Source organism: Micromonospora sp. NPDC000089, from assembly GCF_042899365.1.
Classification (GTDB): Bacteria; Actinomycetota; Actinomycetes; order Mycobacteriales; family Micromonosporaceae; genus Micromonospora.
Map to the genome: position 1 here is coordinate 24,245 of NZ_JBIAZT010000002.1, position 25,708 is coordinate 49,952.

Below are 25,708 nucleotides of genomic sequence, written 5' to 3' on the forward strand. Positions count from 1 at the left end.
CCGAACGGTCCCAGGCCACGCGATGTTCGCTTAGCCTTCGCCCACCGAGCGCCGACGACACCGGGATTAGCGGTGCGTGGCCCCGGGGTATGAGCAACTGAACCTTCGTTAAGTGTCAATGCGGACGCGCGTGGGAGGCTCTGGTGGCAGCGCAGGAGACGGTCGAGCAGAAGTACGTCTACGACTTCGCCGAAGGCAACAAGGATCTCAAGGACCTGCTCGGTGGCAAGGGCGCCAACCTGGCCGAGATGACCAACCTCGGCCTGCCGGTCCCGCCCGGCTTCACCATCACCACCGAGGCGTGCCAGGCGTACCTCGCCACCGGCCGGGAGCCGGACGGGCTGCACGGCCAGATCGAGGCCCACCTGGAGTCCCTGGAGCGCGGGATGGGCCGCAGGCTCGGCGACCCGGACGACCCGCTGCTGGTCTCGGTCCGCTCGGGCGCGAAGTTCTCCATGCCCGGCATGATGGAGACCGTCCTCAACGTCGGCCTCAACGACCGCAGCGTGGAAGGACTCGCACGACAGGCGGGTAGCGGGGCCGGATCGGCCGCCTCCGGCGGCGGGGCCGACCGGTTCGCCTGGGACTCCTACCGCCGGCTGATCCAGATGTTCGGCAAGACGGTCTGCGAGGTGCCGGGCGAGGAGTTCGAGCACGCGCTCGACGAGGCCAAGCGCGCCAAGGGCACCCACAACGACCTCGACCTGGACGCGGACGACCTGCGGGGGCTGGTCGACGCGTACAAGAAGATCTTCGTGAAGCACACCGGGCGGGAGTTCCCGCAGGAGCCGCGCGAGCAGCTCGACCTGGCCATCCGCGCGGTCTTCGAGTCGTGGAACGCCGAGCGCGCCATCCTCTACCGCCGCCAGGAGCGTATCCCGGCCGACCTCGGCACCGCGGTCAACGTGGTGGCCATGGTCTTCGGCAACCTCGGCCAGGACTCCGGCACCGGCGTCGCCTTCACCCGCGACCCGGGCAGCGGCGCGCAGGGCATCTACGGCGACTACCTGGCCAACGCGCAGGGCGAGGACGTGGTCGCCGGCATCCGCAACACCGTCCCGCTGCAGGAGCTGGAGCAGCTGGACAAGAAGTCGTACGACGAGCTGCTCGGGATCATGGCCCGGCTCGAGGAGCACTACAAGGACCTGTGCGACATCGAGTTCACCATCGAGCGCGGCAAGCTGTGGATGCTGCAGACCCGGGTCGGCAAGCGCACCGCGGCGGCGGCGTTCGTCATCGCCGGTCAGCTCGTCGACGAGGGGCTGATCGACCTGGACGAGGCGCTGCACCGGGTCAACGGCGCCCAGCTGGCCCAGCTGATGTTCCCGCGCTTCCAGCTCGACCACGAGTTCGAGCCGGTGGCCACGGGCATCGGCGCCTCCCCGGGCGCCGCCTCCGGCAAGGTGGTCTTCACCTCGGCGCGGGCGGTCGAGCTGGCAGCCGAGGGTGAGGCGGTGATCCTGGTCCGCCGGGAGACCAACCCGGACGACCTGACCGGCATGATCGCCGCCAAGGGCATCCTCACCTCGCGCGGCGGCAAGACCAGCCACGCCGCCGTGGTGGCCCGCGGCATGGGCAAGACCTGCGTCTCCGGCGCCGACGCGATCGAGGTCAACGTGCCGGCCAAGCGGTTCACCGTGGCCGGGCGGACGGTTGTCGAGGGCGACGTCGTCTCCATCGACGGCACCACCGGCAAGGTCTACCTCGGCGAGGTGCCGGTCATGCCGTCCGAGGTGGTGCAGTACTTCGAGGGCAGCCTCGACCCGGAGCACATCGACAACGCGCTGGTCCGGGCCGTACACCGGATCATGACGCACGCCGACGCCACGCGGCGGCTGGCCGTCCGGACGAACGCCGACACCGGCGCGGACGCGGCCCGGGCCCGGCGGTTCGGCGCCCAGGGCATCGGCCTGTGCCGGACCGAGCACATGTTCCTCGGTGACCGCCGGGAGCTGGTGGAGCGGCTGATCCTGGCGCGCACCGGCGACGAGCGGGCGGCGTCGCTGGACGCGCTGCTGCCGCTGCAGCGGGACGACTTCGTGCAGATCTTCCGCGAGATGGACGGGCTGCCGGTCACCGTCCGGCTGATCGACCCGCCGCTGCACGAGTTCCTGCCCCCGCTGGAGCAGCTCGCGGTCAACGTGGCGGTCGCCCAGGAGCGCGGCGAGGACGTCGCCAAGGAGGAGGCGCTGCTCGCCGCCGTCCGGCGGATGCACGAGGAGAACCCGATGCTGGGCCTGCGCGGCGTACGCCTGGGCCTGGTCATCCCCGGCCTGTTCGCGATGCAGGTCCGGGCGATCGCGGAGGCCGCGGTGGCGGTCACCCGGGAGGGCCGGTCGGCCTGCCCGGAGATCATGGTCCCGCTGGTCGGCGCGGTCCAGGAGCTGGAGACGGTACGCGCCGAGGCCGAGAAGATCATCGCGGAGGTGGTCGGGGACAGCGGCGTCGAGGTGCTGATCGGCACCATGATCGAAGTGCCCCGGGCGGCGCTGACCGCCGGCCAGATCGCCGAGGCGGCGCAGTTCTTCTCCTTCGGCACCAACGACCTGACCCAGATGGGCTGGGGCTTCTCCCGCGACGACGTGGAGGGGGCCTTCTTCTGGCGCTACCTGGAGCTGGGCATCTTCGGCATCTCGCCGTTCGAGTCGATCGACCGCGACGGCGTCGGCCGGCTGATCCGGATCGCCGCCGAGGAGGGCCGGGCCGCGCGGCCGGGGCTGAAGCTCGGGGTCTGCGGCGAGCACGGCGGCGACCCGGACTCGGTGCACTTCTTCCACGAGGTGGGCCTGGACTACGTCTCCTGCTCGCCGTTCCGGGTGCCGGTGGCCCGGCTGGAGGCCGGCCGGGCCGCCATCGAGACGACCGGCTCCGACAGTCGCTGACCCGTACCGGCGGCGCGGCGGCGGTCCCGGTTCGCCCGGGTCCGTCGCCGCTGCCGTCCGGCCCCGCGACGCTCGGGCGCGTAACCTGAGCTTCGCGAGCGTGGGAGGGTGACGGATGGCCAGTGTCTGGGAGAGCGTGACGGTCGACGCCCGGGACCCGGCCCGGCTGGCCGCCTGGTGGGCCGAGGTGCTGGGCTACCGGGTGGTCACCGAGAAGCCGGACGAGGTGGAGATCCGCCAGTCCGCCGAGCGGCTGCCCGGCATGGTCTTCGTGCCGGTCGCGGCGGGCAAGACGGTCAAGAACCGGCTGCACCTCGACCTGCGCCCACACGACCGGGAGGCCGAGGTCGAGCGGCTGGTCGACATGGGCGCCCGGCACGTCGACGTCGGCCAGGGTGATGCCGACTGGACGGTGCTGGCCGACCCGGAGGGCAACGAGTTCTGCGTGCTCCAGGCGCGCGAGGAGTGAGCCGGTCGTGCGAGCCCCTCGGCCGGCGCCGGCTCCGGCCACCCGGGTGACGGCGCGGGACGATCCGGCGGACGCGCGCCGGCGGGTCGAGGAGCCGGCGAAAGACACCGGTTACGGGCGGTCGCCGTACGAGCGGGACCGGGCGCGGGTGCTGCACTCCGCGGCGTTCCGCCGGCTCGCCACCAAGACCCAGGTGCACGTGGCCGGCACCGACGACTTCCTGCGTACCCGGCTGACCCACTCGCTGGAGGTGGCGCAGATCGCCCGCGAGATGGGCGCCCGGCTGGGCTGCGACCCGGACGTGGTGGACACCGCCGGGCTGGCCCACGACCTCGGGCACCCGCCGTTCGGGCACAACGGCGAGGACGCCCTGGACGCGCTCGCCGCGCCCTGCGGCGGGTTCGAGGGCAACGCGCAGACGCTGCGGGTGCTCACCCGGCTGGAGGCGAAGGTGCTCGCCCCGGACGGCGCCTCGGCCGGGCTCAACCTGACCCGGGCCTCGCTCGACGCGGTCGCCAAGTACCCCTGGCCGCGCCGGCCCGGCAGACGCAAGTTCGGGGTGTACGACGACGACCGCCCGGTCTTCGACTGGCTGCGCGGGGGTGCCCCGACCAGCCCTGCCCCGACCAGCCCTGCCCCGACCGGCTCCGGCGCCGCCGGGCCCGAGGATGCCCGGCGCTGCCTGGAGGCGCAGGTGATGGACTGGGCCGACGACGTGGCGTACTCGGTGCACGACGTCGAGGACGGCATCCACGGCGGCTACGTCTCGCTGCCCCCGCTGCTGGACGACCCGGACGAGCGGGCCGGGCTCTGCGCCGACGTGGCCGCCGTCTACTCCGGCGAGACCCCGGCCGATCTGGGTGAGGTGCTGGTCGAGCTGCTGGCCGAGCCGGTGCTCGCCCCGCTGGCCCGGTACGACGGCAGTCACCGGTCGCAGGCCGCGCTGAAGGCCACCACCAGCGTGCTGACCGGCCGGTTCGTGCAGACCGCGGTGGCCGCCACCCGGGAACGGCACGGCCCCGGCCCGCACCGCCGGTACGCCGCCGACCTGGTGGTGCCGCGCCGGATCCGGGCGCAGTGCGCGCTGCTGAAGGGCATCGCCTGGCGGTACGTGATGAGCCGGCCCGGCGCCCGCGGCCGGTACGAGCGGCAGCGGGAGATCCTCACCGAGTTGGTCGCCACGTTGACCGAGCGCGGGGCGGACTCGCTGGACCCGGTCTTCGCGCCGCTGTGGCGGACCGCCCCGGACGACGCGGCCCGGCTGCGGGTGGTGGTCGACCAGGTCGCCTCGCTCACCGACCCGGCGGCGGTGGCCTGGCACGACCGGCTGGTCGGCGGTGGGCCCGCGGCCGACCGGGCGAATTAGGGTAACCTAACCAGCATGACCGACCGCCCCAGGACAATCACCGCCGCCCGGGTCCTGCGTACCTCGCGACCCACCCCGCACCTGATCCGACTCGTGCTCGGCGGGGAGGAGCTGGCCGGCCTGCCGGTGGGGGAGTACACCGACCACTACGTCAAGCTGATCTTCCCGCCCGACGGGGTGACCTACCCGCACCCGGTCGACCTGGCCACCATCAAGCGGGAGCTCCCCGCCGAGCAGTGGCCGCGGCTGCGGGCGTACACGGTGCGGGCCTGGGACGCGGCGGCCGGCGAGCTGACCATCGACGTGGTGCACCACGGCGACGAGGGGTTGGCCGGGCCGTGGGCGGCCCGGCTGCGCCCCGGCGACGAGGTGCGGTTCACCGGCCCCGGCGGGGCGTACGCGCCGGACCCGACCGCCGACTGGCACCTGCTGGCCGGCGACGAGAGCGCGCTGCCGGCGATCGCCGCCGCCCTGGAGCGGCTGCCCGCCACGGCGCACGCGGTGACCCTGGTCGAGGTGGCCGGCCCGGCGGACGAGCAGCCGCTGGCCGGCCCGGTGACCTGGCTGCACCGCGGTGACCGGCCGGTCGGCGAGGCGCTGGTGGCCGCCGTCCGGGCGCTGGAGTTCCCGCCCGGGCGGGTGCACGCCTTCGTGCACGGCGAGGCGACCTTCGTCAAGGAGCTGCGCCGGCTGCTGCGGGTCGAGCGCGGGGTGCCGCGGGCGGCGCTGTCCATCTCCGGCTACTGGCGGCGCGGCATGGACGACGAGGGCTGGCGCTCCACCAAGGCGGACTGGAACCGCCAGGTCGAGGCCGAGGAGGCCGCGCCGGCCCGCTGACGCCACGGCCCGGCGCGGTGACAGTCGGCCGAAAACGCCCGGCCGGCAGACCCGGAACCGCACCATGTGACCATGGCTGAGCAGGCGGAACGGGCGCGCCCCGAGCGGGTACGCGGACCGGACCCGGTGGTGCTCGCGCTCAGCGTCGGCGGGGTGCTGGCGGTGGTGGCGTGGGGCGTGTTCGCCCGCGGTTCGCTGGCCGGCTTCGGCACGTCCGGGCTGGCCTGGGTGATCGGCACCTTCGGCTGGTTCTTCGTGGTCGCGGCGGACGCGTTCCTGGTGCTCGCGGTGGTGATCGCGGCGTCCCGCTTCGGGCGGATCCGGCTCGGCGCCGACGATGACGAGCCGGAGTTCAGCACGCTCGCCTGGATCGCCATGATGTTCAGCGCCGGGATGGGGATCGGCCTGGTGTTCTTCGCCGTCGCCGAGCCGATCCAGCACTACGCCACCCCGCCCCCGGCGACCGGCATCGAGGCGCAGACCCCGGCGGCGGGCGCCGCGGCCATGCAGTACACGCTCTTCCACTGGACCCTGCACCCGTGGGGGATCTACGCGATCGCCGCGCTGGCGCTGGCGTACTCGACCTTCCGCAAGGGGCGCGACAACCGGATCTCGGCGGCGTTCCACCCACTGCTCGGCGCCCGGGCCGACGGCGCGGCCGGCCGGGCGGTCGACCTGCTGGCGGTCTTCGCCACGGTCTTCGGCTCGGCCACCAGCCTCGGGCTGGGCGCGCTGCAGGTCGCCGCCGGGCTGCACCTGGTCACCGGCATCCGGGACACCAAGGGCGTGGAGCTGGTGGTGATCGGCGCGCTGACCCTGGCCTTCGTGCTGTCCGCCTTCTCCGGGCTGCACAAGGGCGTCAAGTGGCTGTCCACCACGAACGTGGTGCTGGCGGTGCTGCTGATGCTCTTCGTCTTCGTGGTCGGCCCGACGATCTACACGCTGGAGGTGCTGCCCGCCTCGGTGGGCGACTACCTGAGCAACCTGGTCTTCATGTCCACCCGTACCGGCGCCTTCTCGGACGCGGCCTGGCTCGGCTCGTGGACGATCTTCTACTGGGCCTGGTGGATCTCCTGGGCGCCGTTCGTCGGCACCTTCATCGCCCGGATCTCCCGGGGGCGTACGGTGCGAGAGTTCCTGGTCGGGGTGCTGCTGGTGCCCAGCGGCGCCAGCGCGGTCTGGTTCGCGATCATGGGCGGTAGCGCGCTGCGGGCCCAGTCCACCGGCGCCCGGGACCTGGTGGCGGACGTCGGCAAGGGCAGCGAGCAGGCGCTGTTCGGCCTGCTCGACGCGCTGCCGCTGGCCACCCTGACCAGCGTGCTCGCCATGATCCTGATCGCGCTGTACTTCGTCACCAGCGCCGACTCGGCCTCGCTGGTGCTCGGCTCGCTCACCTCCAACGGCTCGCTGCGCCCGCACCGGGTGCTGGTGGTGCTCTGGGGGGTGCTGATCGGCGCGGTCGCCGCGGCGCTGCTGCTGGCCGGCGGCCTGGAGGCGCTGCAACAGGCCACCATTCTGGTGGCGCTGCCGTTCGTGGTGGTGATGCTCGGGCTGGCCGCGGCGCTCTGGCGGGACATGTCCCGCGACCCCGCGGTCAACCCGCACCTCGCCGCGCGCCGCCGCTACGGCCTGGCCGCCGCCGTGCGCGCCGCCCGGTCGTACGAGGAGGAGGACCCGCCGCCGGTCACCCGCTGGCTGCACCGCGGCCCGCGGTGACCGCGTTCCGCGCCACACCGGCGTCCCCCGGCGGCGGAACGTCGGCCCGGCAGGGCAGGATGTAGGGCCGAGGGGGTGGGGCCATGGCGGGGCGGATCCGGGACGAGGACATCGCGCTGGTCCGGGAGCGCACCTCGATCGCCGAGGTCATCTCCGACACGGTCACCCTCAAGTCGGCCGGCGGCGGCAACCTCAAGGGGCTGTGCCCGTTCCACGACGAGAAGAGCCCGTCGTTCAACGTCTCGCCGGCCCGTAACGTCTTCTACTGCTTCGGCTGCGGGGTGGGCGGCGACGCGATCAAGTTCCTGATGGACGCCGAGCACCTGAGCTTCGTCGAGTCCGTCGAGCGGCTCGCCGACCGCGCCGGCATCCAGCTGCGGTACGTCGAGAACGACCCGTCCGCCCCCCGCCCCAGCCGCCCGCAGCAGGGCCAGAAGCAGCGGCTGGTGGCGGCGCACGCGGCCGCCGTCGAGTTCTACCAGGCCCAGCTCGGCACCGCCGGTGCCCGGCCGGCCCGGGAGTTCCTGGCCCGGCGCGGCTTCGACCGGGCCGCCGCCCAGCGCTACGGCTGCGGCTTCGCCCCGGACGGCTGGGACCTGCTCACCAAGCACCTGCGCCAGCAGGGGTTCACCCACGACGAGCTGGTCACCGGCGGGCTGTCCCGGCCGGCCCGCTCGGGGTCGCTGATCGACCGGTTCCGCCGCCGGCTGATGTGGCCGATCCGGGACATCACCGGTGACGTGATCGGCTTCGGCGCGCGCAAGCTCTTCGACGACGACGACGGCCCGAAATACCTGAACACCCCCGAGACGCCGCTGTACAAGAAGTCGCACGTGCTCTACGGCATCGACCTGGCCAAGCGGGAGATCGCCAAGCAGGGAAAGGTGGTGGTGGTCGAGGGGTACACCGACGTGATGGCCTGCCACCTGGCCGGCGTGCCGACCGCCGTGGCCACCTGCGGCACGGCCTTCGGGTCGGACCACATCTCGGTGCTGCGCCGGGTGCTCTTCGACAGCGACGAGCGGGCCGGCGAGGTGATCTTCACCTTTGACGGCGACGCCGCCGGGCAGAAGGCCGCGCTGCGCGCCTTCGAGGACGACCAGCGCTTCGTGGGTCGTACCTTCATCGCGGTCAGCCCGGACAACATGGACCCGTGCGACCTGCGGCTGGCCAAGGGCGACCTGGCGGTGCGGGACCTGGTCGCCCGCCGCGAGCCGCTGGTCGACTTCGCGCTGCGCCACGTGATCAACCGGTACGACCTGGACACCGTCGACGGTCGGGTGGAGGCGATGCGCCGGGCCGCCCCGCTGGTAGCCAAGATCAAGGATCGGGAGAAGCGCCCGGAGTACGTCCGCAAGCTCGCCGGTGACCTCGGCATGGAGATCGAGCCGGTGCAGCGGGCTGTGCTCGCCGCCGGCGCCCCGCCCACCGGCCGGGATGCGCCTCCCGCGAGCCGGGCCCGGGCGGCGGGGCCGGCCGTGGACAGCCCGCAGTCGATGGTCGAGCGGGAGGCGCTGAAGCTCGCCCTCCAGGAGCCGGTGCTGGCCGGCCCGATGTTCGACGCGGTCGAGGCGGCGGAGTACCGGCACCCCGTACACGTCGTCCTGCGGGAGGCGGTCGCGGCGGCCGGGGGGGCCGCGGCGGCGGCCGGCGGCGCGGTGTGGATCTCCGCAGTCCGGGACGCCTGCGCCGATCTCGCCGCCCAGGCGCTGGTCGGCGAGCTGGCCGTGGAGCCGCTGCGGATCGACGGTGAGCCCGACCCGCGGTACGTGTCGATCACCATGGCCCGGTTGCAGTGGGGCTCGGTCACCGCCCGGATCCGCGACCTGAAGTCCCGCATCCAGCGGATCAACCCGGTCAACAACAAGGATGAGTACTTCGCGCTCTTCGGGGAACTGCTCTCGCTGGAGCAGCACGCGCGGGCGCTGCGCGAGCAGGCCGCGGGAGGACTGTGATGGGACTGTTCGGCCGCAAGCCGAAGCTGCCGCCCGCGGCCCGGCCGCCGCTGGCCGCCGACGAGCGGGTGTTGGCCTGGGCCGCCGCCGGCAACGGCGAGGGCGACGGGGTGGTGGTGGCCAGCAACCTCGGGCTCTGGCTGCCCGGCCGCCCGCACCGGATCGGCTGGCACGACATCCTCAAGGCCGTCTGGTCGGGGCGGGAGCTGACCGTCACCCCGGCCGAGGCGGTCGCCGAGCGCAGCGGTTACCGGGTGGTGGCCGACTGCCCCGCCGAGACGTACCTGCTGGTCGATCCGGGCGAGCTGCCGCACCAGGTGCGGGCCCGGGTGACCCGCTCGGTGGCGTACACGCAATCGCACCCGGTGCCCGGCGGCTCGGGCCGGATCGCGGCCCGGCGGGTGGCCGGCGCCGACGGTCTGACCTGGACGGTCCGCTACGACCCGGGCACCCCGGTCGAGGACGAGCAGGTGGTCGCCGAGACCGACCGGCTGGTCGCCGCGGCCCGCGCGGCCACCGCGCCCGCGGACGTCTGACCAACGGCCGCCATCGTGCCGGCCGGCGCCCGACCGGCCGCGAAAACGGGGTCGAGGCTGTCGGGCATGGTGGTTAGGGTCGGCCGGTGACCATTGTTGAGCCCCTGATCCGGGCGCGCGGGCTGAGGAAGCGGTTCGGCGACTTCACCGCCGTGGACGGCATCGACGTCGAGGTGCGGCCCGGCGAGGCGTTCGGGTTCCTCGGCCCGAACGGCGCCGGCAAGTCCTCCACGATGCGGATGATCGGCTGCATCTCCCCTCCCAGCGACGGCGAGCTGCGGATCCTCGGGATGGATCCGGTGCGCGAGGGCACCGCCATCCGGGCCCGGCTCGGCGTCTGCCCCCAGCTGGACAATCTCGACCCGGAGCTGACCGTCCGGGAGAATCTGCTCACCTACGCCCGATACTTCGGCATCCCGCGTCGGGTGGCCCGGGAGCGCGCCGCCGAGCTGCTCGACTTCGTCCAGCTCACCGAGCGGGCCGACAGCAAGGTCGAGCCGCTCTCCGGCGGGATGAAGCGGCGGCTGACCATCGCCCGGGCACTGGTCAACGAGCCCGAGCTGGTGCTGCTCGACGAGCCGACCACCGGGCTCGACCCGCAGGCCCGCCACCTGGTCTGGGAGCGGTTGTTCCGGCTCAAGCAGCAGGGCGTCACGCTGGTGTTGACCACCCACTACATGGATGAGGCCGAGCAGCTCTGTGACCGGCTGGTGGTGATGGACGGCGGCCGGATCGTCGCCGAGGGCTCCCCGCGCGAGCTGATCACCCGGCACTCCACCCGCGAGGTGGTGGAGCTGCGCTTCGCCGCCGAGTCGCAGGAGGCGTTCGCCGGCAAGCTGGACGGGCTGGGCGAGCGGGTCGAGGTGCTGCCCGACCGGATCCTGCTCTACGTGACCGACGGCGACACGGCGGTCGCCGAGGTCGAGGCGCGCGGGCTGACGCCGGCCGCCGTGCTGGTGCGGCGCAGCAGTCTGGAGGACGTCTTCCTGCACCTCACCGGCCGCACCCTGGTCGACTGACCGGCGGGCGCCGCTGGCCGGGGCGAGCACGTGCCGGTGCTGATGGAAGCCGTGGTCGGTGTCCACTTCGTACCGTTGGCGCCCGTGCTGCGCGACCGGCTGCTGGCCCTCACTCGCGCCGCCCGGGCCTGACGCCTCGGATTCCCGGGCGCGGGTGCCTGCCTCGGACGCTACGAACTTGACGGCGTGAACGAATCGCGGTGTCGGCGCCGGCGCGTGGGTAGCTGTGCGGACGCTTTGGAGCTGATGACGTAAACGAATCACGGTGCTCGCCGTGCGGTGCCGGTGGGTCACTCATGATCGTCTACGCCGCAGCGACTCGACACGCCGAGCCTTCACCCGCTGAGGCGTAGACGATCAAGGGCGACCGTCCCGACGTGGCGCTCACCGGCGAACCGGGGCGTCCGGTGGCCGGTGACCCGGCCGGGCGGCGGAACGGTCAGGAGGCGGCGGCGGGGCGCTCGGTGGGGGCGGCCGAGGTGGCGCGGGTCGGCCGGCGGGTCAGCACCCGGGGGCCGGCCTCGGTCACGGCGACCGTGTGCTCCGAGTGGGCGGTGCGGGAGCCGTCGGCCGAGCGGATCGTCCAGCCGTCCTCGTCGAACCGGATCTTGTCGGTGCTGCGGCAGAACCACGGCTCGATGGCGATGGTGAGGCCGGGCTGAAGCTTGATCCCCCGGCGGGCCCGGCCGCTGTTGGCCACGTGCGGCGCCTCGTGCATCGTGCGGCCGATGCCGTGGCCGCCGAACTCCCCGTTGACGCCGTAGCCGTACGCGGTGGCGACCTCGCCGATCGCGGCGGAGACGTCGCCGAGCTTGCCGCCGGGCTGGGCGGCGGCGATGCCGGCCTCCAGGGCGGCCTCGGTGGCCTCGATCAGCTTCAGGTCCGCCGGGTCGGGGGTGCCGACGATCACCGAGAGCGCGGAGTCGGCGGCCCAGCCGTCGATGGTGACCGCCATGTCGATGCTGAGCAGGTCGCCGTCGCGCAGCACGTAGTCGTGCGGCAGGCCGTGCAGCACCGCGTCGTTGACCGACAGGCACAGCACGTTGCGGAACGGGCCGCGGCCGAACGACGGGGCGTAGTCCCAGTAGCAGGACTCGGCGCCGCGCTCGGCGATCCGCCGGCGGGCGTGGTGCTCGATCTCCATCAGGTTGACCCCGACCGCGGCCACCGCGCCCAGCTCGGCGAGCAGCTCGCCGACGAACTGCCCGGTCACCGCCATCCGGTCGATCTCCGTGGCGGACTTCAGCTCGATCACGACAGCCTCCCTCTTCCTCTGCGGTATTTTTATACCATGGCCGTCGCGGCACTCTCTTAGGGATATCCTGCTCGCATGGTTCGCCAACCACTCACCGCCGAACAGATCGCCGCGGGCCGGCGCCTCGGGGTCGCCCTGCGGGCCGCCCGGGCCGGCCGCAGCCTGGTCGAGGTGGCGCTGGCGGCCGGCATCTCACCCGAGACGCTGCGCAAGATCGAGGCGGGCCGGCTGCCGGCCCCGGCCTTCGGCACGGTGGTCGGGCTCAGCCGCGCCCTCGACGTCCCGCTCGACGAGCTGGCCGACGTCTGGCAGGCCGACCTCGGCGTCCGCCAGGCGTCCTGACCGCGTCGAGGTCAGCGGGCTCGGGCCCAGGTGACGAAGCGTTCGGCCAGCCCGCGCGGCGCCGTGCCGCCGTGCAGCGCGGCGAGATCATCCGTCGCCTCGGCCAGCAGCGTGCCAAGGAAGATCAACAGCGCCGTCCGCTGGCCGCGGTACTCGCCGAGCAGCGCCAGCCGGGCCGGCGAGCACGGCCAGGCCGCCCCGCACACCCGGCAGCGCCAGGACGGCCGCGCCGCCACGTGCGGCCGGTAGCGGGGCATCAGCGCGGGCCCTCCGCGTCGCGCCGCGGCGCCGGCACCCACCGGCCGCCGTTCGCCCGCCACTCCTGCGCCCGGGTCAACCGCCCCGGCCGCCCCGGCCCGTCGACCGGGAACGCCTCGGTGGGCGCGGTGGCCCACGCCGGTCGCTCTCCGGGGGTACGCCGGGGGAGCGGCGCCGGTCGCGGGCAGCGCCAGAATCTGATTCGCATGGGGTACGCCTCCGTGAGCAGCTCGATCGGGACGCCCGGGTGGCACCCGGGCGTCCCGTGCCTGGTTCCGCCCGCCGTCGAGATCCCGTGAGCGGTTCCGCTGCGTGACAGTCTGCTGAGGACCCGACTACGGTGGGAGGTCTCGCGCGGCGACGACCAGCGCGTATCCCGACCGATCCACCGCGGTACGCGGAAGTACGGAGGCTGTCCGTGGAGAGCTCGTCCATGCTGGACCACTTCGCCGAGGAGCTGCGGCTGGCCCGGTCCACCGGCGGCCTGTCCCAGGCGGCGCTGGCCGAGGCGCTGAGCTACTCGGGCGCGCTGGTCGCCAAGGTGGAGACCTGCGAGCGCCGGCCGAGTCTCGACTTCGCCCGCCGCTGCGACGCGGTGCTCGGCGCGGACGGCCGCTTCGAGCGCATCCAACGCCGGATCAGCCGGGAGACCGTGGTGCCATGGGTGCGCGACTGGACCGGAGTCGAGGCGGAGGCGACAGCACTCCGTTGGTACGAGCCCCTCTACGTGCCAGGCCTGCTTCAGACCGAGGAATACGCACGGGCGGTCCTGGTCGGTGCCGGGCTCTTCGGCGCGGATGAGATCGAGCAACAGGTGACCACCCGTCTCGATCGCCAGGCCTTGCTGACTCGCGGTCGACCGCCCCTGCTCACTGCGGTCATCGACGAGTACACGCTGCGTCGCGGCATCGGCGGGAGCGAGGTGATGCGTGAGCAGTTGCAGCATCTGGTGAAGGTCGGGTCGACCCTTCCCAGGGTCAGAATTCAGGTCGTTCCGCTCTCGGCCGGTGCATACCCTGGCCTGGATGGCCCTTTCGTCATCGCCACCTCGCCCGCCGGTGAGGAGGTCGTGTATCTGGAGGGACAGCGTCACGGGCAGGTGATCGACCGGACCGAGTATCTGCGCGAGATCGTCGAGATCTGGGAGTCGATCCGCGGTGAGACACTGTCGCAGCAGCAGTCCCTCGACTTGATGATGGAAGTGGCGGAGACATGGATCTGAGTGGTGCCAAGTGGCACAAGAGCACTCGCAGCAACGGCGGCGGTGGTGCTTGTGTCGAAGTGGCGGACAACCTTCCTGGTGCTGTCGCCGTACGCGATTCGAAGGATCCTGCCGGGCCGGTGCTGGCCTTCGCCCCCGATTCCTGGCGGGCGTTCGTCGGCCGGATCACCCGGCGACCGGTCTCCTGAGCCCGCGGGCGCGGGCGGACGTCAGCGAGGGCACAGGGCGGTGAAGGCCGCCTTCAGGCGGGCCGGGTCGACCTCGGCGCCGGTGGCCAGGTGTTGGGCGATCACCCCGTCGATGAGGGCGGCGAGCGCGTACGCGGCGTCGGGGGAGGTCCGCGCCGCGAGGACATTCCGGAACCGGTCGACCCACCGCCCCGCGAGCTCCTGCAGCGCCGGGTCGCGGGCGGCGGCCAGATAGAGCTCGCTCTCCATCAGGGCGCGCGGCCGGTCGGCCAGGTAGTCGGTGACCAGCCGGGTGAGGGCCCCGGGCAGGTCCGAGTCTCCCTCGATCCGCGCCGCCCAGTCGGCGAGCACGGCCTCCCCGAGGGTGTGGGCGTACGCGAGCCCGGCGGCAACCAGATCGGCCAGGCGCGGAAAGTAGTACGTTGTCGCGCCGAGCGGCACGTCGGCCCGTTCGGCGACGGCCCGGTGGGTCGTCCGACCGATGCCGACCTCGGCCACCACCTGCGCCGCGGCGGCGGCCAGGGCCTGGCGGCGGCCCTCCGGGTCGCGGGGCCGGGCCGGTCGCCTCGCCGCGTTCAGTGGGCACCGCCCAGGTTGAGCACCACCACGCCGCCGATCACCAGGGCGACGCCTACCAGTTTGGTGAGGGTCAGCGGCTCGCCGAGGAAGGCCGCACCGACGGCGACGATGGCCGCGGTGCCGAGCCCAGACCACATCGCGTACGCGATGCTGACGGGAATGTCCCGCACCGCGACCGCCACCAGGTAGAACGCCGTCAGATAGGACGCGGCGAGGCCGAGCGTCGGCCACAGCCGGGTGAAGCCCTCGGTCATCTTCAACAGGGTGGTGCCCAGCACCTCCGCCAGGATGGCGAACGTCAGGATCACGTACGGCACGGTCGGCGCCCCTCTCGTGTACAGATGTACTTGTACTAACGTACACGACCGTCGCGCCGTCGGCGGGCAGCACGTCCGGGTGCCGGCGGCTACGTTGTCGGCATGGTCGACAGCGACACTCCGTGGGAGCCGCCGGTCGCCGGCACCGAGACCGCGCACCTCGTCGGCGCCCTCGACCGCCTCCGCACCACCTTCCGGTGGAAGGCCGACGACCTCGACGCGGCCGGGCTGAACGCCCGGGTGGGCGCCTCCGCGCTGACCATCGGCGGCCTGCTCAAGCACCTCGCCCTCGTCGAGGACCACCTGTTCACCGGCAGACTGTCCGGCCAGCCGATCGGTGCCCCGTGGGAGGAGATGAGCGGGGCCGGTCCCGGCGACTGGGCCTTCACGTCCGCCGCCGACGACACCCCGGAGCAGCTGTACGCGTTGTGGGACGGCGCGGTCGAACGCTCCCGCCGCCGGCTGGACGCGGCCCTGGCCGGGGGCGGTCTGGACCAGCCGGTGCACCTGTCCGACTCCGCCGGCAACCACGCCAGCCTGCGCCGACTGCTCTGCGACCTGATCGAGGAGTACGGCCGGCACACCGGGCACGCCGACCTGCTCCGCGAGGCGGTGGACGGCGTGGTCGGCGAGGACCCGCCGGCCGGGTGGCGCCCGCAATCCGGTCGCCCCGGGTGAGCGTGCCGTCGTAGGGTTGCCGGCGGTCCTGTCGTACCCGGGCGGTAGGAAGGGTGACGTGGACGCGACACGGGGGTGGGTGTGGTGAGCGTGGCGCAGCGGCCGGCGTTGCCGAGGGTGCCGGCGCTGGCGGTGCTGGCGCACTACCTGACCGGCTACCGGCGCACCTGGCGGGCGGGGGTGTTCTCGTCCTTCCTGCTGCCGCTGCTGACCGTGCTCGGCTTCGGCCTGGGCGTCGGGGCCTACATCGACCAGGGCGTCGGCGGGGTGTCCTACCTGCAGTGGATCGTGCCGGGGCTGCTCGCGTCGACCGCGTTGCAGGTCACGGTGGGCGAGGCGACCTGGCCGGTGTTCAGCAACTTCCAGTGGATCAAGACATACTTCGCGCAGAGCGCCGCCCCGCTGCGGGTCGGTGACGTGCTCGGCGGCCACCTGGCCTTCGTGCTCTTCCGGGTGCTCACCACGAGCCTGGCGTTCCTGTTGGTGACCGGCCTGTTCGGGGCGCTGCGGTCGTGGTGGGTGCTGGCCGCCCTGCCGGTCGTGGCGCTGCTGACGCTGGCGGTCGGCGCGCCGACCTTCGCGTACGCGGGGGTGGTGTCCAGCGACAGTTGGCTGGCCATGCTGTTCCGCTTCGCGGTGATCCCGATGAGCCTCTTCGCCGGCATCTTCTTCCCGGTCGAGTCGCTGCCGACGGCGCTGCGCTGGCTGGCGTACGCGACGCCGTTGTGGCACGCCGTGGACCTGTGCCGGGCCGCGGCGCTCGGCACCGCCCCGCAGTGGTCGGTCCTCGGGCACCTGGCCTACCTCGCGGCCTGGGCGCTGGCCGGTTGGCTGGTGGCCGTCCGCGTCTTCCGTCGCCGGCTCGTGGTCTAGGAGGCAGCCGTGGTCACCCTGGTCATGCCCCGGTTGCTCGACGTCTCCGGCGCGTCCCGCCGGTCCGCGTCGGTGGTCGAGCGGAACGTCGCGGCGCTCAAGTCCGTCTACTGGCTGCTGCTGATATCCGGCTTCGTCGAGCCGCTGCTCTACCTCTTCTCGATCGGCGTCGGGGTGGGCAAGCTGATCGACGGCTTCACGCTGCCCGACGGTCGGGCGGTGAGCTACGCCGCCTTCGTCGGCCCGGCCATGCTGGCCGCGTCGGCGATGAGCGGCGCGCTCTCCGAGACCACCTTCAACTTCTTCGGCAAGATGAAGTACCTCAAGCTCTACGACGGGATCATCGCCACCCCGGTGCGCCCGTTCGAGATCGCGCTGGGCGAGCTGAGCTGGGCGATGGTGCGCGGCTCGGCGTACTCTGCGGCGTTCCTCGCGGTGATGGTGGCGATGGGCCTGACCACCGTCGGGCGGGCGCTGCTCGCCTTTCCGGCCGCGGTGCTGGTGGGCTTCGCCTTCGGCGCGGCCGGAATGGCGCTCGCCACCCTGATGCGCAGCTGGCAGGACTTCGACCTGATGGCGTCCGCGCAGTTCACCCTCTTCCTCTTCTCCGGCACGTTCGTGCCGGCCGAGTCCTACCCGGCGCTGCTGCGCTGGGTGGTCGAGGTCACCCCGCTCTACCGCTCGGTGCACCTGGTGCGCGGCATCAGCGTCGGCGAGGCCGGCTGGTGGTGGCTGCTCGACGTGGCGTACCTGCTGCTCCTGACCGCGGTGGGGCTGCTGGCCGCGTCCCGGCGGATGGTGGGCCTGCTCTACAAGTGAGGGGTTAGCCGCCCACTCCCCGGGGCATGTCGAGGGTGACACTTGCTGACCACGAGGAGGGGCGATGGCCTCCGACGAGACGCCCGCCGGGCGGGACGACGCCGGCACCGCGACCGCGGCCCGGCGCGACCGGGACGGTGACCGTACGAGCGGAGACCTTCGCACCCGGCCGGTGGGCCCCGACGACGGGCCGGACAGCCCCACCGACCTGCCCGGCTCGGGGTGGGTGGCGGCGCTGAAGCGCACGGTCAGGGAGTTCCAGGAGGACAGCCTGACCGACTGGGCCGCCGCGCTCACCTACTACGGCGTGCTCTCCATCTTCCCCGGCCTGCTGGTGCTGATCTCGATCCTCGGCCTGCTCGGCGAGCGGGCCACCAACGGGGTCAAGGACACCGTCGGCCAGGCCGTGCCGAACGACAGCGTCCAAAAGATCATCCAGGGTGCGATCGACCAAGCCCAGCAGTCCGGCGGGCTGGCCAGCATCGCGGCGATCATCGGTGTGCTCGCCGCCTTCTGGTCCGCCTCCGGCTACATCGCCGCGTTCATGCGGGCGTCGAACAGCATCTACGACGTTCCCGAGGGCCGGCCGATCTGGAAGACCCTGCCGATCCGGCTCGGGGTGACCGCCCTGGTCGGCGTGCTGCTGCTGGCCTGCGCGGTGATCGTGGTCTTCACCGGCGGCTTCGCCGAGGCGGTGGGCAACGCCGTCGGGCTGGGCTCGACCGCGGTCACGGTGTGGAACATCGCCAAGTGGCCGGTGCTGCTGATCCTGGTCAGCCTGATGTTCGCCATCCTCTACTGGGCCTCGCCGAACGCCCGGCACGGCGGCTTCCGCTGGGTCAGCCCGGGTGGGGTCCTGGCGGTGGTGCTCTGGTTGGTGATCTCCGGTCTGTTCGCGCTCTACGTCAGCAACTTCGGGTCGTACAACAAGACCTACGGCGCGCTGGCCGGCGTGATCGTCTTCCTGATCTGGCTTTGGCTGAGCAACATCGCGATCCTGCTCGGCGCCGAGTTCGACGCGGAGCTGGAGCGCGGCCGGGCCATCTCGGCCGGCCACTCGCCCGACGAGGAGCCGTACGTCGAGCTGCGCGACGACCGCAAGCTGCGCAAGAAGCGCAACGCCGCCAAGGGCTGACCTTCATCCCCGTACCCCGAGCCGCCCCGCCGCGCACCAAGCGCGTCGGGGCGGCTCTGCCTGTGCCCTCCGGCTGATCCGACAGGGGAAACGAGCTGGTCGGGGCCGCCGGTCGGGTGGGTGCGGGTCGGGGGAGCATCCGGGGGGCCTACGAACTTGATGACGTGGACGCATCGGCCCGTTACCTCCTAGCCCGCATCCGACAGGATGTTGGACGGCTGAGCCAGACGTCGCGGACGGCCATGGGGTTCCGACGAGGTGATTCGTCTACGTCATCAAGTTCGTAGCGCCCGAGTAGAGCGCCGTCCGCCTCAGCTGTCCGGTTCCTGGGCCGGCCCAGGCCGGCCCGGGGCCCAGAGCACAGGGCTTTTGCTCGATCGGACAAAAGTTGATGTCGGATCGACCGAAGCTATGGACACGCGGCATCGAAGTCTCCTACTGTGTCGGACACAACACATCGACGTCACGTCGATGTGAACCGATGCGGAGGTGAGTCCCGTGCGGACGGCAGACCCCCTGCACGTGCAGCTGTTGCGGCTGCTGCGCGACGAGGGCCCCACGTCCCGGGCCGTGCTCGGCGACCGGCTGCAGATGCCCCGGCCGCGCCTGCTCGCCGAGCTGGAACGCCTGGTCGCGCTGGGGCTGGTCGCCGAGGCGGGCTTCGCCGCCTCGCGCGGCGGACGACGCTCCACCCTGGTCGAGATGAACCCGAGCCTCCGCTTCGCCGCGGTCGACCTGGGCGCCAGCTCCATCGACGTCGAGGTGGTCGACGGGCGGCTGGAGCCGGTCGCCGCGTACGCCGAGCCGGCCGACATCCGCTCCGGCCCGAAGGCGATCCTGCACCGGGTCACCGAGCTGCTGCACAAGGCCCGGGTCGACGGGGCGTACGAGAAGCTCGACGGGATCGGCGTCGGGGTGCCGGGGCCGGTGAGCTTCCGGGACGGGGTGCCGGTGTCGCCCCCGATCATGCCCGGCTGGGACCGGTTCCCCGTGCGTGAGCTGCTCACCCGGGAGCACGGCTGCCCCGCGGTGGTGGACAACGACGTGAACATCATGGCGATCGGCGAGCGGCACGGCGGGGTCGCGCACTCGGTCGACGACTTCCTGTTCGTCAAGATCGGCACCGGCATCGGGTGCGGGATCTACCTCACCGGCGAGGTCTACCGGGGCACCGACGGTTGTGCCGGCGACATCGGGCACATCCAGGTCGACCCGCACGGCCCGGTCTGCTCCTGCGGCAACGCCGGCTGCCTGGAGGCGGTGTTCAGCGGCGCCGCCCTGGCCCGCGACGCCACCGCCGCCGCCCGCGCCGGCACCGCGCCCGCCCTGGCCGAGCGGCTGGAGGCCCGCGGCGTGCTGACCGCGCGGGACGTCGCCGACGGTGCCGCCGAGGGGGACGTCACCTGCATCCAGCTGATCCGCGACGGTGGCCGGCGGGTCGGCCAGGTGCTGGCCGGGCTGGTCAGCTTCACCAACCCGTCGATGATCGTCATCGGCGGCGGGCTGGCCCAGCTCGGGCACATCCTGCTCGCCGAGATCCGCAGCGTCGTCTACCGCCGGTCGTTGCCGCTGGCCACCGGCAACCTGCCGGTCGTGCTCTCCGAGCTCGGCCCGCGCGCCGGCGTCACCGGCGCGGCCGTGCTGGCCACCGACATCACCTTCGGGGAGGCATCGTGAGCGCGAGGAGTGAGCCGGGTTTGCGAGCCCCGCAGTCGCGAACGGGGGAGGCATCGTGAGCGCGAGGAGTGAGCCGGGTCTGCGAGCCCCGCAGTCGCGAACGGGGGAGGCATCGTGAGCGCGAGGAGTGAGCCGGGTCTGCGAGCCCCGCAGTCGCGAACGGGGGAGGCGCTGTGAGTGACCCGACCGGACCCGACGAGGCGCGGGGCGGCGCCGCCACCGCGGGCGCAGCCGACAGCGGTGAGCAGGCCGGGGGGCGGCACGCGGCGCCGGAGCGGCCGCTGGTCGAGGCGCCCGCCGACGCGGTCGCCGGCGAGGTGGTGCTGCGGCTCACCGACGTGGTCAAGACCTTCCCCGGCGTACGGGCGCTGGACGGGGTGCAGCTGGAGGTTCGGGCCGGCGAGGTGCACTGCCTGCTCGGCCAGAACGGCGCCGGCAAGTCCACCCTGATCAAGGTGCTCGCCGGGGTGCACCGGCCGGATTCCGGGCAGGTGGAGTGGCGCGGCGAGCCGGCCGCGTTCGCCAACCCACAGGCCGCCATGCGCGCCGGCATCGCCACCATCTACCAGGAGCTCGACCTGGTCGAGGACCTGTCGGTGGCGGAGAACGCGTTCCTCGGGCACGAGCCGAAGGTGGCCGGCTTCGTCCGGCGGGGGCTGATGGCCCGGCGTACCCGGGAGATCTTGGCCCGGCTCGGGCACGGCGAGATCCCGCCGAACCGGATGGTGCGGTCGCTGCCGGCGGCCGGCAAGCAGGTGGTCAGCATGGCCCGCGCGCTGTCGCACGAGGCCCGACTGATCATCATGGACGAGCCGAGTGCGGTGCTGGCCCACGACGAGGTGGGCAACCTGTTCCGGATCATCCGGGAGCTCACCGCGCAGGGCATCGCGGTCATCTACATCTCGCACCGGATGGAGGAGATCCGCGAGATCGGTGACCGGGTCACCGTACTCAAGGACGGCCGGACCACGGCGGCGAACCTGCCGGCGCGCGACACCCCGACCCGCGAGCTGGTCGCGAAGATGACCGGACGTTCCATCGAGTACGTCTTCCCGGACCGGCCGGCCGACACCACCGCCGGTGACGAGCTGCTGCGGGTCGAGGGGCTCAGCCGGACCGGCGAGTTCGCCGACGTCTCGCTCAGCGTCCGGGCCGGCGAGATCGTCGGCATCGCCGGGCTGGTCGGCTCCGGCCGCTCCGAGCTGCTGGAGACGATCTTCGGCGCCCGCCGGGCCGAGGCCGGCACGATCCGGATGGCCGGCCGGGCACTGCGCCCGGGCAGCGTCGGCGCGGCGGTACGGGCCGGCATGGGCATGGCCCCCGAGGAGCGCAAGAGCCAGGCGCTGCTGCTCGGCGAGCCGATCCACCGCAACGTCACGCTCTCCACCTTCGGTCGGTACGCCCGGCTCGGGTTCACCGACGCCGCGAAGGAGCGGGCCGAGGCGGAGCGGATCACCGGCAGCCTTCAGCTGACCCCCGGCGACGTGCGCCGGCCGGTACGCACCCTCTCCGGCGGCAACCAGCAGAAGGTGGTGGTCGGGCGGTGGCTGCTCGGCGACACCCGGCTGCTGCTGCTCGACGAGCCGACCCGGGGGGTGGACGTGGGCGCCCGCGCGGAGCTGTACCGGGTGATCCGGGACCTGGCCGCCGGGGGCGTCGGGGTGCTGCTGGTCTCCAGCGAGGTGCCCGAGGTGCTCGGTCTGGCCGACCGGGTGCTGGTCATGCGCGAGGGCCGGATGGTGCGCGAGGCGCCCGCCGGCGAGTTGGACGAGAGCACCGTGCTCGACCTCGTCATGGCGGGGTCCCTGATGGAAGGAGCACCGGCATGAGCGAGACTGAAACGGCGACGCCGGGCCGGGCGGCGGGTCTGCCGGCCCAGTCCCCGCCGGTCGATCCGGGGGAGTCGGCCCGGGCGTCCGAGAAGAGCGTGCCGGGGCGGCTGTCCTGGTGGAACGGCGAGGGCGGCGAGGGGGCGAAGCGCAACCTCGGCCTGGTCGGGGTGCTGGTGGTCCTGATCATCATCGGCGCCGCGACCCGATCGGATCTCTACTCCAACCCGGACTGGGTCTGGGACAACACGCTGACCATCCTCAAGCTGGCCTCGGTGGTCGGCGTGGTCACGGTGGGCATGACCTTCGTGATCATCGGCGGCGGCATCGACCTGTCGGTCGGCGCGATCGTCGCCCTGGCCGGGGTCTGGTGCACCACCCTCGCCACCCAGAGCTACGGCGCGGGCGGCATGATCTTCACCGCGCTCACCGTCGGGCTGGCGGTCGGCCTGGTCAACGGCGTGCTCATCTCGTACGGCCGGCTGGTGCCGTTCATCGCCACGCTGGCCATGATGGTGGCCGCCCGCGGTCTGGCGGCGCAGATCTCCGACAAGCAGACCCAGGTGTCGGACAACCAGTTCATCAACGGCATCGCCAGCACGTCGCCGCTGGGCATCCCGCTGCTGGTCTACATCCTGGCCGCGGTGGTCGCCGCCGGCTGGGTGCTGCTCAACCGGACCACGTTCGGCCGGCGCACGGTCGCCGTCGGCGGCAACCCGGAGGCGGCCCGGCTGGCCGGCATCAACGTCCGCCGGCACACCCTGCTGCTGTACGCGCTCTCCGGCCTGTGCTGCGGCATCGCCGCGATCATGCTGACCGCCCAGGCCAACTCGGCCCAGGCCGCGATGGCCAACCTGTACGAGCTGGACGCGATCGCCGCGGCCATCATCGGCGGCACGCTGCTCAGCGGCGGCCGGGGCACCATCGTCGGCTCCCTGCTCGGGGTGCTGATCTTCTCCACCATCACCAACCTCTTCGCCATCAACGGCCTCTCCACCGAGGCCCAGAACATGGTCAAGGGCGGCATCATCGTCGGCGCCGTCCTGATCCAGCAGGTGCAGTTCCGCAGCCTCACCCAGTTCCTCGGCCGCAACCGGGCCACCACCAGCTGATCCCCGGTGGCGCCGGGTCTCCAGCCGGCGCCGCGCACCACACCCGACCCACCGCGAATCGGGCCACCGCACGGTGGCCTGGCCCCGCACACCCTTTTTCCGCCCCACCACCGCGAATACAGGAGGTCGTCATGACCCAGTTCCGCGACCTGTCCCGCCGCCGGTTGCTGTTCGGCGGGGCAGCCGTCGGCGCCGGCGTGGTCCTCGCCGGCTGCACCAGCAACGAGGCCGCCCCCACCGCCGCCCAGACCAACGCGGCCGCCCCGGCCGGCGGCAACGCCGAGCCGGGCAAGAAGGTCGTCCTCGGCTTCTCCGCCCCGGCCGCCGACCACGGCTGGATCGCCGCCATCACCAACAACGCCAAGGCGCAGGCCCAGGCGTACTCCGACGTGGAGTTCAAGGCGGTCGAGGCCGGTGCGGACGCGGCGGCCCAGCGCGCGGCGCTGTCCACCCTGGTCTCCCAGAAGCCGGACGTGATCGTGCTGCTGCCGCACGACGGCAAGGAGCTCAACGCCTTCGGCCTGGAGGCGATGAAGGCCGGCATCCCGGTGGTCAACCTGGACCGGGCCTTCCCCGACCCCAAGGCCTACCGGCTGCAGATCAAGGGCGACAACTACGGCATGGGGGTGGCCGCGGCCACCTACATTCTCGAGCAGCTCAAGGCCAAGGGCGTCAGCAACCCGGTGATCGGCGAGATCCCCGGCATCGACTCGCTGGAGCTGACCCAGGAGCGGTCGAAGGGCTTCGCCGACACCCTCGCGGCGAACGGCCTGAAGGTCGCCAACCGTCGGCCGGCGGAGTTCACCGCCGACTCCGGCCAGCAGGCCGCCACCGGCCTGTTCCAGGCGCTGCCGAAGATCGACGCGATCTGGAACCACGACGACGACCAGGGCATCGGCGTCCTCGCCGCGGTGAACCAGGCCAACCGCAAGGAGTTCTTCATGGTCGGCGGCGCCGGCTCGAAGAAGGCCATGCAGGACATCCAGGCCGACAACACGGTGCTCAAGGCGACCGTCACCTACAGCCCGTCGATGGCCTCCTCGGCCGTCTCCCTGGCCCGCCTGATCGGCCAGGGCAAGGGCATGTCCGACCTGGTGGAACTCCAGGTGCCCAAGGAGATCGTGCTCGCCTCGGAGACGATCACCAAGGAGAACGCGAGCACCTACCTCAAGCTCGGGTTCTGATTCACGGGGGGAGACCCACCTTGTCCACTCACCGAAGCGAACTGCGGGTCGGCATGGTCGGCTACGCGTTCATGGGCGCCGCGCACTCGCAGGCGTGGCGCACCGTGAACCGGGTGTACGACCTGCCGGTCCGGGCCCGGATGGCGATGATCTGTGGTCGGGACGCCGGAAAGGTCGCCGACGCGGCCGACCGGCTCGGCTGGGAGTCGTCCACCACGGACTGGCGTGCCCTGGTCGGCTCCGACGAGATCGACGTGGTCGACATCTGCACACCGGGGGACAGTCACGCCGAGATCGCGCTCGCCGCGCTGGCCGCGGGCAAGCACGTGATCTGCGAGAAGCCGCTGGCCAACACGGTGGAGGAGGCGCGGGCGATGACCGCCGCCGCGGCCACCGCCCGGTCGGCCGGGGTCCGCTCGATGTGCGGGTTCAACTACCGCCGGGTGCCCGCGGTCACCATGATGCGGCAGCTCGTCGCCGACGGTCGGCTCGGCGTGATCCGGCACGTCCGGGCGGTGTACCTGCAGGACTGGATCGTCGACCCGCAGTTCCCGCTGGTCTGGCGCCTGCAGAAGGACAGGGCGGGCTCCGGGGCGCTGGGCGACATCGGCGCGCACATCATCGACCTCACGCAGTTCGTCACCGGGCAGCGGATCACCGGGGTCAGCGCGGTCACCGAGACCTTCGTCAAGGAACGGCCGTTGCCGGCCGGCTCCAGCGGCCTGGCCGCCCAGGCCGACGGCAACGGCACGGCGACCGGCCCGGTGACGGTGGACGACGCCGCCGTCTTCGTCGCCCGGCTGGGGGAGGGGACGCTCGCCACGTACGAGGCGACCCGGTTCGCCACCGGCCGCAAGAACGCCCTCCGGGTGGAGATCAACGGCTCGCGGGGCAGCGTGGTGTTCGACCTGGAACGGCTGAACGAGCTGGAGTTCCACGACGCCACGCTGCCCGCCGCCGAGCAGGGCTTCACCCGGATTCTGGTGACCGAGCCGGAGCACCCGTACCTGTCGGCGTGGTGGCCGCCGGGGCACATCATCGGCTACGAGCACTCCTTCACCCATGAGATGCGGGACTTCCTGGAGGCGGTCGCCACCGGCGCCGATCCGACGCCGTCCTTCGCCGACGCGCTGCACGTCCAGCTCGTGCTGGACGCGGTGACCCGGTCGGCTCGGGACGACTCCCGGTGGACCGAGGTGGAGCCCGCACTGGCCGCGCTCGCGGTCTGAACCAGCCACCTCCCGAACGCCGACCGGCGAGGGACCGGCCGCGGTTGCGCCCCGCGGTCGGGCCGGGGTCGGCGCCCGGGAGGGCGTACGGCCGGGCCCGCGTGGCCCGGTGGCGTACGCGTACGAGGTCGTCCGGTGCGGCCGGACCGGGATTCCCCGGCCGCACCGGAGGACCGTCAGCCACCCGGCCGACCCGTGGTCGCCGGGGCTCGACGTCCGGTCGGGGGGCGC

The 25,708-nt window shown here is 72.8% G+C and carries 25 protein-coding genes; 20 read left to right on the plus strand and 5 right to left on the minus strand.

Annotated features, from left to right (window positions below; translation table 11 throughout):
- Positions 1–143: 143 nt before the first annotated feature.
- From ppdK to ACFY3U_RS03530, 8 genes are all read left to right on the plus strand, one after another.
- Complete coding sequence (gene ppdK, locus ACFY3U_RS03495; protein ID WP_387194228.1) at positions 144–2,882, plus strand: pyruvate, phosphate dikinase; 2,739 nt, start codon at positions 144–146, stop codon at positions 2,880–2,882.
- Between the two features lie 115 nt (positions 2,883–2,997).
- A complete protein-coding gene (locus tag ACFY3U_RS03500) occupies positions 2,998–3,351 on the plus strand; it encodes a VOC family protein (RefSeq protein ID WP_387194231.1) in 354 nt (117 codons plus the stop codon).
- A gap of 46 nt (positions 3,352–3,397) precedes the next feature.
- On the plus strand, positions 3,398–4,717 hold the full coding sequence (locus ACFY3U_RS03505) for a deoxyguanosinetriphosphate triphosphohydrolase family protein (RefSeq protein ID WP_387195913.1): 1,320 nt from the start codon (positions 3,398–3,400) through the stop codon (positions 4,715–4,717).
- A 15-nt stretch (positions 4,718–4,732) separates the two neighbouring features.
- Positions 4,733–5,554, plus strand: coding sequence for a siderophore-interacting protein (locus tag ACFY3U_RS03510; protein ID WP_387194234.1), 822 nt, complete (start codon positions 4,733–4,735; stop codon positions 5,552–5,554).
- 72 nt (positions 5,555–5,626) lie between these two features.
- Positions 5,627–7,270: a BCCT family transporter gene (locus ACFY3U_RS03515; RefSeq protein WP_387194237.1), complete on the plus strand. Its 1,644-nt coding sequence runs from the start codon at positions 5,627–5,629 to the stop codon at positions 7,268–7,270.
- An 83-nt stretch (positions 7,271–7,353) separates the two neighbouring features.
- Positions 7,354–9,225 carry a DNA primase gene (gene dnaG, locus ACFY3U_RS03520; RefSeq protein WP_387194240.1) on the plus strand — a complete coding sequence of 624 codons (1,872 nt, stop codon included), beginning with the start codon at positions 7,354–7,356 and terminating at the stop codon, positions 9,223–9,225.
- Entirely contained in the window at positions 9,225–9,761 is a 537-nt protein-coding gene (locus ACFY3U_RS03525) for a hypothetical protein (protein ID WP_387194243.1), read from the plus strand. Before dnaG ends, ACFY3U_RS03525 begins: the two co-directional genes overlap by 1 nt.
- An 86-nt stretch (positions 9,762–9,847) precedes the next feature.
- Positions 9,848–10,780 (plus strand): ABC transporter ATP-binding protein, encoded by a 933-nt coding sequence (locus ACFY3U_RS03530; RefSeq protein WP_387194246.1) that lies wholly within the window; start codon positions 9,848–9,850, stop codon positions 10,778–10,780.
- Between the two features lie 439 nt (positions 10,781–11,219).
- On the opposite strand, the gene map is transcribed toward ACFY3U_RS03530, so the two are convergent.
- The gene (gene map, locus ACFY3U_RS03535; RefSeq protein ID WP_387194249.1) at positions 11,220–12,035 is read right to left on the minus strand and encodes a type I methionyl aminopeptidase; all 816 of its coding nucleotides are present in this window, start codon (positions 12,033–12,035) and stop codon (positions 11,220–11,222) included.
- 75 nt (positions 12,036–12,110) lie between these two features.
- Between map and ACFY3U_RS03540 the strand changes: the two genes are divergently transcribed.
- Positions 12,111–12,377, plus strand: coding sequence for a helix-turn-helix domain-containing protein (locus ACFY3U_RS03540; protein WP_387194251.1), 267 nt, complete (start codon positions 12,111–12,113; stop codon positions 12,375–12,377).
- Between the two features lie 11 nt (positions 12,378–12,388).
- On the opposite strand, the gene ACFY3U_RS03545 is transcribed toward ACFY3U_RS03540, so the two are convergent.
- Positions 12,389–12,634, minus strand: a complete 246-nt coding sequence (locus ACFY3U_RS03545) for a flavin reductase (protein ID WP_387194254.1) — start codon at positions 12,632–12,634, stop codon at positions 12,389–12,391.
- On the minus strand, positions 12,634–12,843 hold the full coding sequence (locus ACFY3U_RS03550; protein WP_387194257.1) for a hypothetical protein: 210 nt from the start codon (positions 12,841–12,843) through the stop codon (positions 12,634–12,636). The genes ACFY3U_RS03545 and ACFY3U_RS03550 overlap by 1 nt, the downstream gene beginning before the upstream one ends.
- Positions 12,844–13,053: 210 nt before the next feature.
- Here ACFY3U_RS03550 and ACFY3U_RS03555 point away from each other — a divergent pair, with 210 nt between their 5' ends.
- Positions 13,054–13,857: a Scr1 family TA system antitoxin-like transcriptional regulator gene (locus ACFY3U_RS03555; RefSeq protein ID WP_387194260.1), complete on the plus strand. Its 804-nt coding sequence runs from the start codon at positions 13,054–13,056 to the stop codon at positions 13,855–13,857.
- Positions 13,848–14,045 carry a DUF397 domain-containing protein gene (locus ACFY3U_RS03560; RefSeq protein ID WP_387194263.1) on the plus strand — a complete coding sequence of 66 codons (198 nt, stop codon included), beginning with the start codon at positions 13,848–13,850 and terminating at the stop codon, positions 14,043–14,045. Before ACFY3U_RS03555 ends, ACFY3U_RS03560 begins: the two co-directional genes overlap by 10 nt.
- A 21-nt stretch (positions 14,046–14,066) precedes the next feature.
- Here ACFY3U_RS03560 and ACFY3U_RS03565 read toward each other — a convergent pair whose 3' ends face one another.
- A complete protein-coding gene (locus ACFY3U_RS03565) occupies positions 14,067–14,543 on the minus strand; it encodes a TetR/AcrR family transcriptional regulator (RefSeq protein ID WP_387194266.1) in 477 nt (158 codons plus the stop codon).
- Positions 14,544–14,620: 77 nt separating this feature from the next.
- Positions 14,621–14,932: a DMT family transporter gene (locus tag ACFY3U_RS03570; protein ID WP_387194269.1), complete on the minus strand. Its 312-nt coding sequence runs from the start codon at positions 14,930–14,932 to the stop codon at positions 14,621–14,623.
- 111 nt (positions 14,933–15,043) lie between these two features.
- Between ACFY3U_RS03570 and ACFY3U_RS03575 the strand changes: the two genes are divergently transcribed.
- The 9 genes from ACFY3U_RS03575 to ACFY3U_RS03615 all read left to right on the plus strand — a co-directional run bounded on the left by ACFY3U_RS03575 (position 15,044) and on the right by ACFY3U_RS03615 (position 25,477).
- Positions 15,044–15,619 carry a DUF664 domain-containing protein gene (locus tag ACFY3U_RS03575; protein ID WP_387194272.1) on the plus strand — a complete coding sequence of 192 codons (576 nt, stop codon included), beginning with the start codon at positions 15,044–15,046 and terminating at the stop codon, positions 15,617–15,619.
- Positions 15,620–15,694: 75 nt separating this feature from the next.
- Positions 15,695–16,492 carry an ABC transporter permease gene (locus ACFY3U_RS03580; RefSeq protein WP_387194275.1) on the plus strand — a complete coding sequence of 266 codons (798 nt, stop codon included), beginning with the start codon at positions 15,695–15,697 and terminating at the stop codon, positions 16,490–16,492.
- A gap of 9 nt (positions 16,493–16,501) precedes the next feature.
- Positions 16,502–17,311 (plus strand): ABC transporter permease, encoded by an 810-nt coding sequence (locus ACFY3U_RS03585; RefSeq protein WP_387194278.1) that lies wholly within the window; start codon positions 16,502–16,504, stop codon positions 17,309–17,311.
- A gap of 64 nt (positions 17,312–17,375) precedes the next feature.
- Positions 17,376–18,446 (plus strand): YihY/virulence factor BrkB family protein, encoded by a 1,071-nt coding sequence (locus tag ACFY3U_RS03590; protein ID WP_387194281.1) that lies wholly within the window; start codon positions 17,376–17,378, stop codon positions 18,444–18,446.
- Between the two features lie 498 nt (positions 18,447–18,944).
- Positions 18,945–20,123, plus strand: a complete 1,179-nt coding sequence (locus tag ACFY3U_RS03595) for an ROK family transcriptional regulator (RefSeq protein WP_387194284.1) — start codon at positions 18,945–18,947, stop codon at positions 20,121–20,123.
- Positions 20,124–20,440: 317 nt separating this feature from the next.
- A complete protein-coding gene (locus tag ACFY3U_RS03600) occupies positions 20,441–21,952 on the plus strand; it encodes a sugar ABC transporter ATP-binding protein (protein ID WP_387195916.1) in 1,512 nt (503 codons plus the stop codon).
- Positions 21,949–23,064, plus strand: coding sequence for an ABC transporter permease (locus tag ACFY3U_RS03605; RefSeq protein ID WP_387194287.1), 1,116 nt, complete (start codon positions 21,949–21,951; stop codon positions 23,062–23,064). Before ACFY3U_RS03600 ends, ACFY3U_RS03605 begins: the two co-directional genes overlap by 4 nt.
- Positions 23,065–23,195: 131 nt before the next feature.
- Positions 23,196–24,248, plus strand: a complete 1,053-nt coding sequence (locus ACFY3U_RS03610; protein WP_387194290.1) for a substrate-binding domain-containing protein — start codon at positions 23,196–23,198, stop codon at positions 24,246–24,248.
- 20 nt (positions 24,249–24,268) lie between these two features.
- On the plus strand, positions 24,269–25,477 hold the full coding sequence (locus tag ACFY3U_RS03615) for a Gfo/Idh/MocA family protein (RefSeq protein WP_387194293.1): 1,209 nt from the start codon (positions 24,269–24,271) through the stop codon (positions 25,475–25,477).
- Positions 25,478–25,708 lie beyond the last annotated feature (231 nt).